The 17267-nt window shown below is 67.2% G+C and carries 19 protein-coding genes; 9 read left to right on the top strand and 10 right to left on the bottom strand.

The window, feature by feature from the left end; all coding sequences use genetic code 11:
* Positions 1-10 precede the first annotated feature (10 nt).
* On the top strand, positions 11-928 hold the full coding sequence (locus AC1HFW_RS01990) for a LysR family transcriptional regulator (protein ID WP_054433345.1): 918 nt from the start codon (positions 11-13) through the stop codon (positions 926-928).
* 83 nt (positions 929-1011) lie between these two features.
* Here the strand turns inward: AC1HFW_RS01990 and recX are convergent, their stop codons facing one another.
* Together recX and recA are read right to left on the bottom strand one after the other, a co-directional pair.
* Complete coding sequence (recX, locus tag AC1HFW_RS01985) at positions 1012-1764, bottom strand: recombination regulator RecX (protein WP_241075818.1); 753 nt, start codon at positions 1762-1764, stop codon at positions 1012-1014.
* A 99-nt stretch (positions 1765-1863) separates the two neighbouring features.
* Positions 1864-2928, bottom strand: a complete 1065-nt coding sequence (gene recA, locus AC1HFW_RS01980) for a recombinase RecA (RefSeq protein ID WP_006393746.1) — start codon at positions 2926-2928, stop codon at positions 1864-1866.
* Positions 2929-3300: 372 nt separating this feature from the next.
* Here recA and AC1HFW_RS01975 point away from each other — a divergent pair, with 372 nt between their 5' ends.
* From AC1HFW_RS01975 to AC1HFW_RS01965, 3 genes are all read left to right on the top strand, one after another.
* Entirely contained in the window at positions 3301-3990 is a 690-nt protein-coding gene (locus tag AC1HFW_RS01975; RefSeq protein WP_006393745.1) for a response regulator transcription factor, read from the top strand.
* Positions 3991-4105: 115 nt separating this feature from the next.
* Positions 4106-5482, top strand: coding sequence for a sensor histidine kinase N-terminal domain-containing protein (locus AC1HFW_RS01970; protein ID WP_479286446.1), 1377 nt, complete (start codon positions 4106-4108; stop codon positions 5480-5482).
* A gap of 313 nt (positions 5483-5795) precedes the next feature.
* Positions 5796-7457 (top strand): MFS transporter, encoded by a 1662-nt coding sequence (locus tag AC1HFW_RS01965; RefSeq protein ID WP_061072049.1) that lies wholly within the window; start codon positions 5796-5798, stop codon positions 7455-7457.
* A gap of 387 nt (positions 7458-7844) precedes the next feature.
* Here the strand turns inward: AC1HFW_RS01965 and AC1HFW_RS01960 are convergent, their stop codons facing one another.
* The gene (locus AC1HFW_RS01960; protein WP_006388393.1) at positions 7845-8054 is read right to left on the bottom strand and encodes a hypothetical protein; all 210 of its coding nucleotides are present in this window, start codon (positions 8052-8054) and stop codon (positions 7845-7847) included.
* 151 nt (positions 8055-8205) lie between these two features.
* Here AC1HFW_RS01960 and AC1HFW_RS01955 point away from each other — a divergent pair, with 151 nt between their 5' ends.
* On the top strand, positions 8206-9105 hold the full coding sequence (locus AC1HFW_RS01955) for a recombination-associated protein RdgC (RefSeq protein ID WP_006393742.1): 900 nt from the start codon (positions 8206-8208) through the stop codon (positions 9103-9105).
* An 81-nt stretch (positions 9106-9186) separates the two neighbouring features.
* On the opposite strand, the gene AC1HFW_RS01950 is transcribed toward AC1HFW_RS01955, so the two are convergent.
* The 5 genes from AC1HFW_RS01950 to AC1HFW_RS01930 form a co-directional block, all read right to left on the bottom strand.
* Positions 9187-10599: a diguanylate cyclase gene (locus AC1HFW_RS01950; RefSeq protein ID WP_061072050.1), complete on the bottom strand. Its 1413-nt coding sequence runs from the start codon at positions 10597-10599 to the stop codon at positions 9187-9189.
* A gap of 131 nt (positions 10600-10730) precedes the next feature.
* Entirely contained in the window at positions 10731-12023 is a 1293-nt protein-coding gene (locus AC1HFW_RS01945) for an aspartate carbamoyltransferase (RefSeq protein WP_006393740.1), read from the bottom strand.
* A gap of 100 nt (positions 12024-12123) precedes the next feature.
* Entirely contained in the window at positions 12124-12537 is a 414-nt protein-coding gene (locus AC1HFW_RS01940) for a hypothetical protein (protein ID WP_061072051.1), read from the bottom strand.
* Positions 12538-12963, bottom strand: a complete 426-nt coding sequence (locus AC1HFW_RS01935) for a BPTD_2524 family lipoprotein (RefSeq protein WP_006393738.1) — start codon at positions 12961-12963, stop codon at positions 12538-12540.
* 131 nt (positions 12964-13094) lie between these two features.
* The gene (locus AC1HFW_RS01930) at positions 13095-13226 is read right to left on the bottom strand and encodes an entericidin A/B family lipoprotein (RefSeq protein WP_006388387.1); all 132 of its coding nucleotides are present in this window, start codon (positions 13224-13226) and stop codon (positions 13095-13097) included.
* Between the two features lie 124 nt (positions 13227-13350).
* On the opposite strand from AC1HFW_RS01930, the gene AC1HFW_RS01925 reads away from it, so the two are divergent.
* On the top strand, positions 13351-13710 hold the full coding sequence (locus tag AC1HFW_RS01925) for a hypothetical protein (protein ID WP_006393737.1): 360 nt from the start codon (positions 13351-13353) through the stop codon (positions 13708-13710).
* 60 nt (positions 13711-13770) lie between these two features.
* The gene (locus AC1HFW_RS01920; protein ID WP_006393736.1) at positions 13771-14172 is read left to right on the top strand and encodes a hypothetical protein; all 402 of its coding nucleotides are present in this window, start codon (positions 13771-13773) and stop codon (positions 14170-14172) included.
* Here the strand turns inward: AC1HFW_RS01920 and AC1HFW_RS01915 are convergent.
* The gene (locus tag AC1HFW_RS01915) at positions 14154-15464 is read right to left on the bottom strand and encodes a TIGR03862 family flavoprotein (RefSeq protein ID WP_479281597.1); all 1311 of its coding nucleotides are present in this window, start codon (positions 15462-15464) and stop codon (positions 14154-14156) included. The two genes, AC1HFW_RS01920 and AC1HFW_RS01915, sit on opposite strands and share 19 nt — an antisense overlap.
* A gap of 219 nt (positions 15465-15683) precedes the next feature.
* Positions 15684-16028 (bottom strand): hypothetical protein, encoded by a 345-nt coding sequence (locus AC1HFW_RS01910; RefSeq protein WP_006393734.1) that lies wholly within the window; start codon positions 16026-16028, stop codon positions 15684-15686.
* A gap of 321 nt (positions 16029-16349) precedes the next feature.
* On the opposite strand from AC1HFW_RS01910, the gene AC1HFW_RS01905 reads away from it, so the two are divergent.
* Positions 16350-16685 carry a hypothetical protein gene (locus AC1HFW_RS01905; protein WP_006393733.1) on the top strand — a complete coding sequence of 112 codons (336 nt, stop codon included), beginning with the start codon at positions 16350-16352 and terminating at the stop codon, positions 16683-16685.
* Positions 16673-17173: a hypothetical protein gene (locus AC1HFW_RS01900; protein ID WP_146075466.1), complete on the top strand. Its 501-nt coding sequence runs from the start codon at positions 16673-16675 to the stop codon at positions 17171-17173. The genes AC1HFW_RS01905 and AC1HFW_RS01900 overlap by 13 nt, the downstream gene beginning before the upstream one ends.
* Positions 17174-17267 lie beyond the last annotated feature (94 nt).

Raw genomic sequence — 17267 nt, 5'->3', positions numbered from 1 at the left:
TTACCGCCCCATGCTGGAAATCCGCCATCTCGAAACGCTGACCGCCATCCGTGAAGGCGGCAGCCTGCAGGAAGCCGCCGACCGCCTGCACCTGACCCAGTCAGCGCTGTCACACCAACTGCGCGATCTGGAGACCCGGCTGGGCACGCCGCTGCTGAACCGCCGCACCCGTCCGGCGCGCCTGACCACCGCGGGCCTGCGCGTGCTGGCGCTGGCCGACGAAGTGCTGCCGCGCATTCGCGCCACCGAACGGGAACTGCAGCGGCTGGCCGCCGGCCGCACGGGCCGCCTGCACCTGGCCATCGACTGCCATTCCTGCTTCCAGTGGTTGATGCCGGCGCTGGACGCGTTCCGCGTGCAATGGCCGGACGTGGCGCTGGACCTGTCGGCGGCGTTCTCGTTCGCCCCCCTGCCCGCGCTGGTGCGCGGCGACCTGGACCTGGTCATCACGTCCGATCCCCAGCAACTGGACGCGGTCGAATACCTGCCGCTGTTCAAGTACGAACTGGTGCTGGCCGTGTCCGAATCGAATCCCCTGGCCGGCAGCAAGTTCGTCATGCCGGACCAGCTGGCCGACCAGACGCTCATCACCTATCCGGTGGACAAGCAGCGCCTGGACATCTTCACGGCTTTCCTGGATCCCGCCGACGTCGAGCCGGCCGCCATCCGCAAGGCCGAACTGACGCCCATCATCGCGCAGCTGGTGGCCAGCAATCGCGGCGTCGCGGCCCTGCCCAACTGGGCCCTGACCGAATACATGAACCAGGGTTGGCTGCGCCTTTGCCGCCTCGGGCCACAGGGCGTGTGGCGCACCCTGTACGCGACGGTGCGCAGCGAGGACACCGACGCCTCGTACATCGACGAGTTCCTGACGCTGACGCGCGACGTCTGTTTCAAGACGCTCAGCGGCATCAAGTCGGCGAAATAAGCGCGGCGGAAAAACAGGCGTGGCGGCAAGGCATGCGGCGGCCGGCGCATGCCGCCGCGCGCCGCGCCAGGCACGCGGGCGACTCAGTCGTCGTCGCCCGCCCCCAGGATGCGGCGGATGACGTCGTGCGCGAAACCGCGGCTGGCCAGGAAGCGCGCCTGCTTGGCATAGGCGGCGCGATCCTCGGGTTTGGCGCCGAAGCGCTTCTGCCAGACCTCGAGCGCGCGCGGGTATTCAGTGGCGCGCAATTGCTCGCGCAATTCGGACACCTGGGTGTCATCGACGCCGTGCTGGCGCAATTCCTGCACGATGCGCGCCGCCCCCTGGCGCGAGGCACGGCGATGCACCAGGCTTTGCGCGAAGCGCTCGGTCGACAGCCAGCCTTCCTTTTCCAGCGCATCCAGCACGCGCTCGACCTCGTCGGCGTCTTCGGCGTGGGGCGCGAGTTTTCGCGCCAGTTCGTCGCGGGCGTGCTCGCGCCGTGACAGATAACCGACCGCGCGCATCTTCAGCGATGGCCCCTTGGGCGGGGTGCGGGGCTTGTCTTCCGACGACGGCGCGCCCTCGCCCGCCGTATCGGCGTCAGCGCCCCGGCCACGCCGGCCGCGCCCGCCGGCCGCGCGCCGCTCGGAACTGCGCTGCCACTGCGAGGCCGGCGCGCCCCCGTCCTGCGGCGCCGGGCCGTCCGGGTCAGGGCCGGACGAGGCGGCGGATTCAGCGGCCCGCCGCAAGTCCGACGTGCGGCGCAAGCCCTCGGGCTTGGCCACGGTTTCGAACTCATCGTCCAGCTTGGCGCGCAGGCGGTCGGCGGACGTGACGGGCGGTTTCCAGCTCATGCGCTTCCTCTATGTGCCAGCGGCAGGCCTCCCGGAAAGGGAGCCTGCCGCTGGCGACCGGGCTGGCGGGACCGGTGCGATCCGATGATGGCGTGACGATTACTCGTCGCTGTCGTCTTCGGCGGTGGGCACGAATTCCGCGGCGCGGCTGACGATGCCCTGGTTCTCACGGACCCGGTTCTCGATCTCGATCGCAAGTTCCTTGTGTTCCTTCAGGTATTCACGGACGTTGTCCTTGCCCTGGCCGATGCGGTTGCCGTTGTAGCTGTACCACGCGCCGGACTTGTCCACCACGTTGGCGGCCACGCCCAGGTCGATGATTTCGCCTTCGCGCGAGATGCCGGCGCCGTACATGATGTCGAACTCGGCCTGCTTGAACGGGGGCGCGACCTTGTTCTTGACCACCTTGACGCGGGTTTCGTTGCCGACGACCTCGTCGCCCTTCTTGATCGAGCCGATGCGGCGGATGTCCAGGCGCACCGAGGCGTAGAACTTGAGCGCGTTGCCGCCGGTGGTGGTTTCGGGGTTGCCGAACATCACGCCGATCTTCATGCGGATCTGGTTGATGAAGATGACCATGCAGTTGGTCTTCTTGATGGTGGCGGTCAGCTTGCGCAGCGCCTGGCTCATCAGGCGGGCCTGCAGGCCGGGCAGCGAATCGCCCATTTCGCCTTCGATTTCGGCCTTGGGCACCAGGGCCGCGACCGAGTCGACCACGATCAGGTCGACCGAACCCGAGCGCACCAGCGCGTCGGTGATTTCCAGCGCCTGCTCACCCGTGTCCGGCTGCGAGATCAGCAGGTCGGCCAGGTTGACGCCCAGCTTCGAGGCGTATTGCACGTCCAACGCGTGTTCGGCGTCGACGAAGGCGCAGGTGCCGCCGATCTTCTGCATTTCGGCCACGACCTGCAGGGTCAGCGTGGTCTTGCCCGAGGATTCCGGACCGTAGATTTCCACCACGCGGCCGCGCGGCAGGCCGCCGACGCCCAGCGCGATGTCCAGACCCAGCGAGCCGGTCGACACCACCTGGATGTCGTGCGAGACCTCGTTGTCGCCGTAGCGCATGATCGAGCCCTTGCCGAACTGCTTTTCGATCTGCGAGAGCGCGGCGGCCAGCGCCTTGGCTTTTTCCGAAGCGGCGGCCTTGGTGGTTTTGTCGTCCATGTAGTGTCCTGTCGGGTCTAGGTCTGTAACGTATCGGGTGTCGGGCGCGGCACGGATACCGGTCAGCGCGCGGGTTGTCGCAAGGGATTGATCGAAACGGTGCCGCAGCGGCGGATCCAGGCTGCAATCGGCACCGATCAGAAAGCGATAGCGCAGATTATGGCATCGGATTGTACTGTACAAAAAACCAGTGTGCCACAGTTTTCCACGTATTCCCTGAGTGGGCAAGCACGGTGTCGTATGACAGAATCGTGGAAAAAACCGGCGCTATGTCCCCATTGCGCCTCCCCGGCCCGCCGCCCCGGCTATCCGCCCCAGGGCGGCATGCGCGCGCCGCTCACGCGTCGCGCTTCTCCTTCTTTTCGACAGCCCATGCGCATCCTGATCGCCGAAGACGACAGCATCCTGGCCGACGGCCTGTCACGCTCGTTGCGCCACAACGGCTACGCGGTCGACGCCGTGCGCGACGGCCTGGCGGCCGATTCGGCGCTGGCGGCCCAGGCCTTCGACCTGCTTATCCTCGACCTGGGCCTGCCGCAACTGGCCGGCCTGGAAGTGCTGCGGCGCCTGCGGGCCCGCAACTCCGCCCTGCCCGTCCTGATCCTGACTGCCGCCGACAGCATCGAGCAGCGCGTCAAGGGGCTGGACCTGGGCGCCGACGACTACATGGCCAAGCCGTTCGCGCTGTCCGAGCTGGAAGCCCGCGTGCGCGCCCTGACGCGGCGCGGCGCGGGCGGCGGCGCCACCCTGCTCAAGCACGGCCGGCTGGTGTTCGACCAGACCGGGCGCGTGGCCATGGTCGACGACCAGACGCTGGACCTCTCTGCGCGCGAAGTCAGCCTGCTGGAGATCCTGCTGACCCGCAGCGGCCGCATGGTCAGCAAGACCCAGTTGGTCGACCACCTGTGCGAATGGGGCGAGGAAGTCAGCACCAATGCCATCGAAGTCTACGTGCACCGCCTGCGCAAGAAGCTCGAACCGAGCGGCGTGAAGATCGTGACGGTGCGCGGCCTGGGCTACTGCCTGGAGCGGGATCAGGGTGCGGCCTACCTCGCCAGCTGAACCGCCCCAGCCGGAGGCGCTCAACCAGGAAGCGCTGGATGTGATGCAGGCCGGGGCCCGCGGCCCCAGCTTCGCGCCGCCGCAGCGCTCGCTGCTGGGCGAGATCCTCGACTGGATGCTGGCGCCGCTGTTCCTGCTGTGGCCGATGAGCGTCGCCATCACCTACGTGGTGGCGCAAAACATCGCCAACGTGCCCTACGACCGCGCCCTGGCCAACAACCTGCACGTGCTGACGCGCCAGGTCCACGCGCAGGACGGCCGCGCGGTGCTGCGCATGACCGATCCGGCGCGCGACGTGCTGCGCGCCGACGAGACCGACAGCGTGTTCTGGCTGGCGCTCGGCAGCCGCGGCGAATACCTGGGCGGCGACCGCGCCCTGCCCCTGCCCGCCTCGGTCGGCCAGCCGCGGCCCGGCGAGGTCCAGTACGAGGACGACACCCTGCGCGGCTTCGGCGTCCGCCTGGCCTTCACCTGGGTCGACCTGAACCAGCCCAATACCCAGCCGGCGCTGCTGATCGTGGCCGAGACGGTCGAAAAGCGCACCCAGCTGGCCAACGACATCATCAAGGGCGTGATCATTCCGCAGTTCGTGGTGCTGCCGATCGCGGTGCTGCTGGTGTGGTTCGGGCTGTCGCGCGGCGTCGCGCCGCTCAATGCGCTGCAGCAGCGGCTGCGGGCGCGGCGGCCGGACGACCTGTCGCCGATCGACGAACGCGCCGCGCCTTCCGAGATCGCGCCGCTGGTCGCGGCCATGAACGACCTGCTCGACCGGCTGTCGGACAACGTGCAGGCACAGCGCCGTTTCGTGGCCGATGCCGCGCACCAGTTGAAGACCCCGCTGGCGGGCCTGCGCACCCAGGCCGAACTGGCCCTGCGCGACGCCAGCCCCGAGGAAATGCAGGCCAGCCTGCGCCAGCTGGTGACCGGCTCCGAGCGCGCCACCCGGCTGGTGAACCAGCTGCTGCTGCTGGCGCGGGCGGAAAACCCCAGCGCCATCGGCCTGGCCGCCACCGACCTGAACGCCATCGCCTACGAACAGGCGATGCACTGGGTGCCGCAGGCGCTGTCGCTCGGCACCGACCTGGGCTTCGAGGGCTCCGAGACCCCGGTCGAGATCAACGGCAACCCGCTGCTGCTGGCCGAGTTGCTCAACAACCTGGTGGACAACGCGCTGCGCTATACGCCGCGCGGCGGCCACATCACGGTGCGCGTGCAGGCGCAGGGCGACCAGGGCGTGCTGGAGGTCGAGGATTCCGGCCCCGGCATCGCGCCGGAAGAGCGCGAGCGCGTGTTCGACCGCTTCTACCGCGTGCTGGGCACGCTGTCGGACGGCAGCGGACTGGGCCTGGCCATCGTCCGGGAGATCGCGCAGAAACACCAGGCGACCGTCGTCGTCACCGACCACCCGACCCCCCACTCGAACCTGCCGGGCACCCGCATCCGGGTGGTCTTCCCGCTCTACGCCGAACCCGCCGACGACCTCGGCGACTGAGGCCGGCCAACCCCGCCTGAAACCCTGACGGGCGCCTCGCTCCGGCCCAGGCGCTTTCCTGCCCGGCGCAGCCGCGCGCGGCGCTCGCCGCCACGCGAGTTCCCCGTTCCGTCCCTAGGACTATCCCTAGCCTCCCCAGGGATGTTTACTTTTTGTTTCAAATTTAAGATTCAGGTAAGGGTCTCGTCAGAACCTCGTCAGCCTCGCGCCCCAACCTTGCGATAGCTCGATGTCGGCCTCGCCGGCGGAGGGTCAAGCACGGCGGAAAACCGCCGGCCAGAAAAATCGAGGAGACATCATGAGCACAACTACCATGGCAGGCCGCGGTCCATCCGCGGATCCGCGCCCGATGACCAAGGATGAACGCCGCGTCATCTTTGCCTCGTCGCTGGGCACGGTGTTCGAGTGGTACGACTTTTATCTGTACGGTTCGCTGGCGGCCATCATCGCCCAGCACTTCTTCTCCGGCGTGAACCCGACCGCGGGCTTCATCTTCGCGCTGCTGGCCTTCGCCGCCGGCTTCGCGGTGCGCCCGTTCGGCGCGCTGGTGTTCGGCCGCCTGGGCGACCTGGTCGGACGTAAATACACCTTCCTGGTCACCATCGTGCTGATGGGCCTGTCCACCTTCCTGGTGGGCGTGCTGCCCAGCTACGCCAGCATCGGCCTGGCCGCTCCCGCCATCCTGATCGTGCTGCGCCTGCTGCAAGGCCTGGCGCTGGGCGGCGAATACGGCGGCGCCGCGACCTACGTCGCCGAGCACGCGCCGCACGGCCGCCGCGGCTTCTACACGTCGTGGATCCAGACCACCGCCACGCTCGGCCTGTTCCTGTCGCTGCTGGTGATCCTGGGCATCCGCACGGTCATGGGCGAAGACGACTTCAAGGCCTGGGGCTGGCGCATTCCGTTCCTGATCTCGGTCGTGCTGCTGGGCATCTCGGTGTGGATCCGCCTGCAACTGAACGAATCGCCCACCTTCCAGCGCATGAAGGAAGAAGGCAAGGGCTCGAAGGCCCCGATCGCCGAATCGTTCGGCCAATGGAAGAACCTGAAGGTCGTGATCCTGGCGCTGCTGGGCCTGACCGCCGGCCAGGCCGTGGTCTGGTACACGGGCCAGTTCTACGCGCTGTTCTTCCTGACGCAGACGCTGAAGGTCGACGCCAACACCGCCAACATCATGATCGCGATCGCGCTGCTGATCGGCACGCCGTTCTTCGTGATCTTTGGCGCGCTGTCCGACAAGATCGGCCGCAAGCCCATCATCATGGCGGGCTGCCTGATCGCCGCGGCGACCTACTTCCCGATCTTCCAGGGCCTGACGCACTTCGCCAACCCCGCCCTCGAAAAGGCGCAGGCGACTGCCCCGGTCACGGTCATCGCCGATCCGACCACCTGCTCGTTCCAGTTCAACCCGGTGGGCACCTCGTCATTCACCAGCTCGTGCGACGTGGTCAAGTCGTTCATGGCGCGCAATTCGGTGAACTACAAGAACGAAGCGGCCCCGGCCGGTTCGATCGCCAAGGTCAAGATCGGCAACGACGAGTTCGCCTCGTTCGACGGCAAGACCATGGCGCCGGCCGACTTCAAGGCCAAGGCCGCCGAGCTGGACAAGGCCCTGACCACCGCGATCCGCAGCCACGGCTACCCCGCCAAGGCCGATCCGGCGCAAAGCAACAACGTCATGGTCGTCGTGCTGCTGACCATCCTGGTGATCTACGTGACCATGGTGTACGGCCCGATCGCGGCGATGCTGGTGGAAATGTTCCCGACCCGCATCCGCTACACCTCGATGAGCCTGCCGTACCACATCGGCAACGGCTGGTTCGGCGGCTTCCTGCCCCCGGTCGCCTTCGCCGTGGTGGCTGCCACCGGCAACATCTACGACGGCCTGTGGTACCCGATCATCATCGCGGTCATGACCCTGGTCATCGGCACGCTGTTCGTGCGCGAATCCAAGGACAACGACATCAACGCCTAAACGACCATCCCCCGCCGGGCGGGACTGCTGCGCCTGCCCGGCCTTTCAAAAGCTCCCCTGGGAGCTTTTTTTTTGCGCGCGCGAAATGGCGGACTCGCGACTCCCCTGATTCAGGACGCTGTCAGACCCCCGCCGTTAGACTGGCGCCTCAGATTACGGCCTTGCGCCTGATCGCCCGGCGATTGATCCCCCTGCCAGGCGGTTGCAGGGCTAGTGTTCTGACACCGATACCGCGTTCCCCGCGAGCCTTTTATGACGCGGTATTGTGTGCTCCCGTACCGGCCCGGCCTCTATTGAGCCGGGCCGCTTTTTTTTCCGGGCGCATTTCGCGCGCCCATGAAAAAGGCGGCCTCGCATCGGCCGCCCGGATACTGCGCGCAACGCGCCTCAGCGGCGCATGCCCACGCCGATGACCAGCACGCCGGCCACGATCGCGGCGATGCCGGCCCACATGGGAATCGGCACGGACTTCTCGGTCTCGGCCGTGGCCTTGACCGAACCGACCTGCAGCACGGTTTCCTCGGACTTGTAGCTGAAGCCCTTATACGCCAGGGCGGCGATGCCCAACACGATCAGGATGGCGCCGACGATCTTCATGCTTCTTCTCCTATTGCACACGGGTGCCGCGGACATTACCGCATGGCCGCGCGGCTGTCAGTGACAGAACGTGTCGCCTGGCCCCATCGTATTGCACCGCTGCGGCAAAGCCGCCCGCGTCGTATAGAATCTACCCTTTTGGCCGACGCTCATGTGGTTCAAGAATCTCAAGATTTACCGTCTCTCCTCGCCGTGGACGCTGACCGGCGAGCAGCTTGAAGAAACGCTTGCGCGGCATGCCTATCAGGCCGGCAACAACCTCGAAATGCAAAGCCTGGGCTGGGTCCCGCCGCGCGAGAACGGCGGGCTGGCGCACGTCGTCGGCGGGCAGATCCTGCTGAACCTGCGCGCCGAGAAGAAGCTGCTGCCCAGCACCGTGGTCAACCAGGTCGCCAAGGCGCGCGCCCAGGAGATCGAAGAGCAGCAAGGCTACAAGCCGGGCCGCAAGCAGATGAAGGAAATCAAGGAGCGCGTCACCGACGAGCTGCTGCCGCGCGCCTTCAGCGTGTACCGCGACACCCGCGTCTGGATCGACCCGCAGAACCACTGGCTGGTGATCGATGCCGCCGCTTCGGCCAAGGCCGACGAAGTCATCGGCCTCCTGGCCAAGTGCGTGGATCCCTTCCCGCTCGAGAACCTGTACGTGGCCCAGTCGCCCGCCTCCGCCATGACCGGCTGGCTGGCCGAGGACGAAGCGCCGTCCAACTTCAGCATCGACCAGGACACCGAGCTGCGTTCGTCCGGCGAAAGCGGCGCGGCCATCCGCTACGTCAAGCACTCCATCGACGCCGATGACGTGCGCCGCCACATCCAGTCGGGCAAGCAGTGCACCCGCCTGGCCATGACCTGGGCCGACCGTATTTCGTTCGTGCTGACCGAAGGCCTGGACGTCAAGCGCGTCGCGCCGCTGGACGTGCTCAAGGAAGGCAACGACACCGTCGCCACCAATGACGACGAAAAGTTCGACTCCGACATGATGCTGATGACGGGCGAGCTGGCCAAGATGCTGGCCGAGCTGGTCGACGCGCTGGGCGGCGAAAAGAAGATCTGAGCTCCACGCTCCGGCTTCACCGCGACGGGCCGCTCCTCAGGGAGCGGCCTTTTTCATGGCGCGGAGGGCGTGCGGTCGCCGTCAGGCGGCGACGCTGCGGTCGCGGCCCAGCTGCTTGGCCTGGTAGAGCGCCTTGTCGGCGCGATCGATCAGGTAGGCGTAGTCCGGGTGCCCATCGAAGGCCGCCACGCCGATGCTGGCGGTGATGCGCAAGGTGCCCACTTCCGGAATGGTGAAGGCGTGGCGGCGGATCTCGGCGCCCAGCTTCTCGGCCACCAGCAGGGCCGCGTCGCGCGCCGTGTCCACCAGCACCACCAGGAATTCCTCGCCGCCATAGCGGAACACGAAATCGCTCGAACGACAGGACTGGTGCACCACCTCGGCGAACTGCCGCAGTATCTGATCGCCACCGGCGTGGCCATGCTGGTCGTTGACCGCCTTGAAGTGGTCGATGTCCAGCAGCAGCACCGAGAACGTCGACCGTTCGCGCGTGGCGATCAGGATCTCGCGGCCGATCACCGACGGCAAAAAGCGCCGGTTGAGCACGTTGGTGAGCGGGTCGCTGCCGCTCTCGATCTCGGCCACCATGTCGAACAGGCCGTTGAGCAGGTGCTTGATGCGCGCCACCAGTTCCTGCAGTTCGCGCACCTGGTCCGGCAGCCCCGCCAGGTCGGCCTGCAACAGACCCGGCAACACCACGTCGTCCAGCCGCGCCACCGCCTCGGTGATCTGCCGCAGCGCCGGCGCGCTCTCGAACAGCACGCCGCCCTTGTGCTGCAGCCACAGGCCGAACTCGGAGGCCGCCAGGCGCGGCAGCACCTGTTCCGGCGCGCGATAGTGCAGGCCGATCAGCACCGCCTGGCTCCATTCGAGCAGGGCGGCGCGCTGGCGCTCGCGTTCGGTGGAAATGTTCTGGCCCAGCGCGAACAGCCGGTAGGCCTCGTCGTTGCGGGCGCCGCGGTTGATGTCGCGCATGAAGGCGCGGCTCATCTGCTCGATCGCCAGGTCGAACAGGTTGCAGACGTACTGGGTCGCGATCGATGCCGCCACGCCATCCAGGTCGCTGGCGCGCAGGCGCAGCGCGATTTCGTTCTTCAGGATGCGGGCGCCGGCCATCACCAGGTGGATCGGGATGTGCACGCGCGCGTGCACCTCCCCCACCTTCTTCTGCACCGCCATCAGCGCCGCGATGTCACCCTGCTCGCGCACGCACAGCAAGCCCTTGAGCCAGCCCTTCATGCCCTTGTGCAGGCGGGTGGCGACGATCTCGTGCGACAGGCGCGGGCCAGCCTCGGCATCGGCCAGCAACGTGGAATAGAAGGCGTCGACCAGCTCGTTGGCGCTGTCGGACACCACTGCCGCGACCTGGCCGCGGGTATAGGCATCGACCGACGAATAGACCGCCTGCCAGGCCTGGACATTGGACGCGCTCAGGTAGCACGCCTGCCCGGCGGGATCAGGAGAAGACGGGACCGCGCGACTGCTCGAAGACATAAGACCATCCGACCGAAGATTCCATGGCGTGTCTCGGAGCGACACGCGACAGGAAAAACCAGCGCGGATTATGCTTGAAATCGCCGGCGTCGGCCGTCATGACGGCCGCGCCACGCTGCCCCGCGAACGCCTTACTCCAGGCCGTGGAACACGGAGTCGTCCGGACCGATGTGCGACGGGTGCTGCCAGGTCACATCGCGCAGCGAGTGCTGCACCAGCCCTTCCACGCCCAGCAGCACCGCGAAGATGGCCATGCGGATGGGGATGCCGTTGTCGGTCTGGCGGAAGATCGCCAGGCGCGGATCATGGTTCAGGTCCACGCTCAGGTCGTTGGCGCCCGGCCGGCTGTCGCGCGGCAGCGGGTGCATGACGATGGTGTCCGGGCCGCAATAGGCGTCGATGATGGCGCGGTTGATCTGGAAGTCGGGCGTGTAGCCTTCGTTCTCTTCGTTGGCGAAACGCTCTTTCTGCACCCGCGTCGCGTAGATCACGTCGGCGCCCGCCAGGCCTTCGGCCAGCGAGGTCTTCTGCTCGATGATGTTGCCGTTGCGGCTGGCCTGCTCGATGATGTACGAAGGCATTTCCAGGCCCTTGGGCGACACCAGCGAGAACTTGACGTTCTTGTACAGCGCCATCAGCTTGATCAGCGAATGCACCGTGCGGCCGTACTTCAGGTCGCCGACCATGGCGATATGCGCGCCGTCGAGCAGCTTGCCCAGGCGCGAGAACTCCGTGAGGATGGTGTACAGGTCCAGCAGCGCCTGGCTCGGATGCTCGCCAGGACCGTCGCCGCCGTTGACCACGGGGATGTTGGTGGCGCGCGCGAATTCGGCCACCGAGCCCTGGTCGGGATGGCGGATCACCATCGCATCGACGTAGCCGCTCATGACGCGGCTGGTGTCGTAGATGGATTCGCCCTTGGCCATCGACGAGAAGGTGAAGCCGGTGGTGTCGCAGACCGAACCGCCCAGGCGGCAGAAGGCCGAGCCGAAGCTGACGCGGGTACGGGTGCTGGCCTCGAAGAACAGGTTGCCCAGCACCGCGCCTTCCAGCACGCGCGAGACCTTCTGGCGGCGCGCGATGGGCTGCATCATGTCGGCCACGCGGAACAGGTCCTCGACCGATTCGCGGGTGAACTGGTCCACCGACAGCAGCTGGTTCTTGCCCTCGACCGCGATCCGCTCACGCAGCGGGCCATCTTGTACGCTTTGCGTATATTTTTCGAGCAGCACGCCGTTCTGGACGATCTCGCTGACGAAACGCTGCACCACTTCCGGCATCGCGCGGAATTCCTGCGAGCCTTCCGGCAGCAGCCAGGTATCGAGCGCGCGGCGTTTGACGCCGATCCGGGTCGCGAACACGTCGCGCGTGAGATTCAGGCGGCGCATCGCATCGCGCAGGAAAGCTTGCTGGGAAATGGTCATGACAGGTCCCGAAGAAAGGGTTTATATACGCACTGCGCATATTATTCCCAACGCAAGTGCATGTCCAACACTTTTGCGCACACGGGTTTACCCTCGAAACTCAGCGTCGAGCGTAGGTCGTCATCTGTGGCGCGGCATCCGTCGTGCCCTGCCCGGCCGCCAGCCAGCAGCCGGCGCAGAACGCCAGGGCGCTGACGAGGTAGCAGAGCATGGCCAGCACCTGCGCCGGCAGGTGCGCGCGGGTCACATGGCCGGTGTAGCCCTGGCGCAACAGGCTGACCTGCGCCAGGTAGGCGAACAAGACCCCGAGGCAGGCCAGCAGCAGGCCGGCCAGCAACAGCAGCAGGGGCAGTTGCAGGTCGGGCGCGGCGATATCGCCCCCGACGATGCCCAGCGAAAACGCCGCCAGCCCCAGCGCGGCGCCGCCGTTCAGCCACCCCAGGAAGCGGAACGCGCCCGCCAGCAGCGCGAACGGCAGGCCGGCGGCGCGCAGCTGCTGGGCGCGCGGGTCCATTTAGTCTTCCTTGCGGCAGACCGGCGTGGCGGTCTGGATCGAGGCGCGGGCGGCGGCGATCTCGGCCGCGTTCCAGCGGCCCTGGCCCAGCACGGTCACGGTGACCTTGGCCTTGGCCGGGCCGTCGGACTCGGCCGAAATCAGCTCGAGGATCTTGGCGGTTTCGCCCACCTTGTAGACCTGGACTTCGTCCGGCGCGCCCTTCTCGCCGAGGACGTGCTTCCAGGCATACGCCACGTTGTACGGATGCTGCACGTTCACATGGCAGGTGCGCACGTATTCCCCGGCGCGGCGGAAGGCCGCCTGGTAATTGGTATCCACGCTGAAGGTTTCCTTCAGCACGGTATCGGCCTCGTAAACGCCCGTGCTGGCGCAACCGCCCAGCAACGCCATCAACGAGACACCCACCCACACAGACTTGCGCATGATTCTTCCTGCCATCGGATTCGGATTCCCGCGATTATGCCAGCGGCCGCAAAAAGGCCACGCCCGAAATGTCGCGACATTTCTGCGTGGCCCTGGGCGCGCCCGGGGGCGCGCGGAACGCCCGGCACCCTTTACTTGGTCGCGGCGCCCTCGATCTTCTCGCCGCCGCGCTGGATATCCTTGCCGGCGCCGGCGACGGTATTGCACCCCGCCGACATGGCGGCAATCGAAAGCAGCATGACGAGAATCACTTTGTTCTTCATGGGCATCTCCTGTCGAGGCGTGAAAACCGAAGCCAGCATACCGCAAAGGCCACCGTTTGCGCAGGGTGCGCCCCCTCCCCCGTACGCCTGTCGCGTATTTGGCGGCAATGGATTAGGATGCGCTATGAACAAGAAACACCTATCGGAAAACGCGGGCGGCACGCCCCAGGCATGGGGCTGGGAACAGCCGCAGTGCCGCGGACAGGCGGCGCTGGCGCTCTTCATCGACGATCTGCACCGCATCCTGCAGAACTACACCGCCGGCAAGCTGGCCGCCAGCGGCACCCTGGCCGACGCCCAGGAACAGGTCGACCAGCTGCTGGCCCGATACAACGAGATCGCCGCCGCCCCCGAGATCTTCCTGGGCCAATCGGTCCAGCTCAAGGAAGGCGTCGATCGCAGCGGCGTCTCGCACACCGTACCCATTTTTTCCGCGCGACTGAAGCAGTCCCTGGTCGCGATGCTTGGACAAGGACCCGGCTGACCCCACCTCCGGCGCGCGCAACGCCGGACAGAACCACTCAAAAGAGAGGGAGACCGAAGCATGAATACAGACAATGTCGTGGAGTTTCTCCGCCTGCTGTCGCTGGATGTCTCGCTGGGCGCGGCCGCCCAGCACGCCGCGAGCCAGGCGGATGCGCCTCTGGCGTTGGCCCGCCTGGCCACCGCGCACGGCTTGCCTTGCAGCGCCTCGGACTGGTCGATGTTCACCCGCGACTGCCTCGATGCCGCCGGCAGCGCCGAAAGCGAAGCTTTCTCGGGCGACGCCAAGATCTGGCAGCTGGTGCAGGATCCGGGCCAGGGCACCAGCATGCCGGCCAGCGCCATCACCCGCGTCATGGGCATCGCCACGCAACCCGATGGCCCGACCGTGGTCGGCCACGTCGTCAACGACCTCGCGCCGCGTCCGGCCCAGGGCGCCTCGCCCTATCCCGGCAGTTCCTGAGCCGGCTCTCCGGCCATCCCCAGAAACGCCGCCACGCCGTTGGCGGCCACCACCCCGCTGGCCATGCACGCGGTCAGCAGGTAACCGCCGGTCGGCGCTTCCCAATCCAGCATTTCCCCCGCGCAGAACACGCCCGGCGCCTGGCGCAGCATCAGGCCGGGCTCAAGCGCGTCGAACGCCACCCCGCCCGCGGTGCTGATGGCCTCGTCCATCGGACGGGTGCGCAGCAGCGTGAGCGGCAAGGCCTTGATCAGGCGGCCCAGGCGCGCCGCGTCGCGGAAATCATCGGCGCCGGCGCACTCGCGCAGCAGCCCCGCCTTGACGCCGGTCAGCCCCAGCCGGCTCTGCAGGTGGCTGGACATCGAGCGCGCGCCACGCGGATGGGTCACGGCCTCCAGCACCCGCTCCTGTGTCCAGCCAGGCGCCAGGTCGAGCAAGGCGACCGCCTGCCCCGTCGCCTCGATGCGGTCGCGCAGCGGGGCCGACAGCGCATAGACCAGGCTGCCCTCGATGCCGTTTTCCGTGACGACGAACTCACCCTGGCGGGCTGGCCCCGGTCCCGACTCGCCAACGCAGCGCAGCGTGACGGACTTGACCGGCTGGCCGGCATGGCGCTGGCGGAAGTGTTCGGACCATGCCACGTCGAAGCCGCAGTTGGCCGCGCGCAGCGGCGCCGTGGCGATCCCATGCGCCGCCAGTCCGGGCAGCCAGGCGCCATCCGACCCCAGCTTGGCCCAGCTGCCGCCGCCCAGGGCCAGCACCACCGCATCGGCCGCGCAGGAGCGCAGGCCGTCGGGCGTGTCGAAGCGCAGATCGGCCGCGCCGGGCGCCTCGCCCGACGGCCAGCCGAGCCAGCGATGGCGCATGTGGAAGCGCACGCCGCTGGCGCGCAGGCGCGTCAGCCAGGCGCGCAACAGCGGCGCCGCCTTCATCTCGGCGGGAAAGACGCGGCCCGACGAACCGACGAAGGTCTCGATGCCGAGTTGCGCCGCCCATTCTCGCAAGCCATCGGCGTCCAGCGCGCGCAGCCAGGGCGCGATCTGGCCCGCGCGTTCACCATAGCGCGCCAGGAACGGCGCCGCGGCCTCGCTGTGGGTCAGGTTCAAGCCGCCGCGCCCGGCCATGAGGAACTTGCGGCCGACCGACGGCATCGCGTCGTATACGTCGACCTGCGCGCCCTGCGCGGCCAGCCCCTCGGCCGTCATCAGGCCGGCCGGCCCGCCGCCGATAACGGCCACGCGCTTGGCGGACGGACTCATGGCGCCCGGGGGCGGATGCGGGTTGGAATGCATGGCAGCGGAATTCAGGAGGGCCAGGGCGGGACGGGCCGCCGGGGCTGCGATTGTCGCACGCGGCGGCGCCACGCCCGGCCACCGCCCCCGCGGGACAAAAAAAAGCCCCGGATGGGGCATTTTTTCATCGCTGCGGCCAAGCCATTGATATTGCGGCGATATTGCGACATGCGCAACGCCTATCCCAAGGCTTGTCCACAGTCGCTGTGGGTAACTGCGCTAGGCGTTGCCGGCGGCCTGCATCGGCCCGGACCAGGGTTCGGCATCGAGTTGGAAGCGCAATTCCTGGTATTCGCCGTCGACCCCCACCGAGCGCAGCAGGCCCGAGCCCAGCGCCTGCCCCATGGCGCGCCGGCACAGGGTTTCGGGATCATCCGGCAACGACTGGAACACGCCATCGGGAATGCGCAGCCGCAGCAGCGCCTGGGGATCGCCGCGTTCGGCGGGCCGCCCGATATGGATGTGGGCCGGATAGCCGTGCGGGCACCAGATGCCCACGTGGTACTTGCCTTCGCTGCCGGTATCGGCGACGTAGCCGGGATGATCGTATTTTGCCGTGCCCATGGACCCTCCTCTTGTGCGGCGGATTCGCGCGCTTGAGCCATGGTAGCGCAGCGCCCGCCGCCTGTGCGGGCCCGCGCCCCCGGGAAACTCCGGACTGGAACGCCGGCTTGATGCAAGGCAAGCGGGGAACGAAAAAAAACCGCGACGATCGTCGCGGTCTTTTTGAAGCGCTGGCGGCGGCGGGAACCATGGCCAGACCATCCGTGGAGAACCGTGCTGATTCTGCGTCGCGGGTTGCCCTCTGCCGTCATTCGAGAGCTATCGTAGCGGCAACGACCTTCGCAGCATGCGATCCCCAACATCTCCCCTCAAGCGCCGCCCATGCCTCTCTACCATCGCCTGGCCAGTTCGACCCAGCGACTCGACATCGCCTTCCATCAGACTCACAGCAAGGAAGTCTGGGGTACAGGCGCTTTCCTTACCGGAATTGCCTGCGTCAAGGCATACCTCGGCCCCCTGCCCGCCGGCGACGATGGGATCGAATTCGAAACCAATATCGCGCCCACGCCCGGTACCAGCACCCTGACCGTTGCGTACTGGTACCAGGGACAGGCCCAGGCGGCCGCGAAGTCCGGATTCGTCATGATTCCGGTTAGCATGAGGAAGGTTGCCTACACACAACCCGCCAATCTCGGGGCAGCATCATGCGTCTTTTGACCGTTGAACACATCCCTCCGGCTCGCCGACGAACCGTCCCCATCTGGTATCCCGCCGTCATGCTCAGCTTGTCCGGCGAAGCGTTACGTCGCACGGGACTCGATTTCGAGACGGCGCAGGATGATCTCGACGCGGTCACCTTTGCGTATGCCGAGGTCGAGAGAATTCCCATCATGTTGATGCGCCACGCGTCCGAGCCCAAGCACGTCTACACGCTGATGGTGGATGCGGAAAGTGAAGCGAATGACCGTGGCTGGGGCGTCCTGAGCTTCGCGTCGGGCGTATTGGCCAGCCTGCACGTGGGACCTGGAGAAGTGATCTGGCGCAACGACGAACTGGACAGGCTGTTTCCTGCCAGGCTGAATCTCAAGCCGGGCAAATCGGCTTTCGAACAGCTCGACTTGAACCATATCGAACCGGTGTCGCTTGACGATGCAAGTCCATCGTCCGGGCCCGCCCACACGCCGCCGGCAAAAGCCAGGTTCTGATTCGCGCCGGCGGTGCGGGGTGTCGCGGCACTCTGCTCCCCCGCCAGAAAGGGGGCGAATCACCCTCAACAAGGGGGCCCGGAAAGCAAAAAAG

Source organism: Achromobacter sp. ISS7, from assembly GCF_056523125.1.
This window is presented reverse-complemented; position numbering and strand designations above follow the sequence as displayed.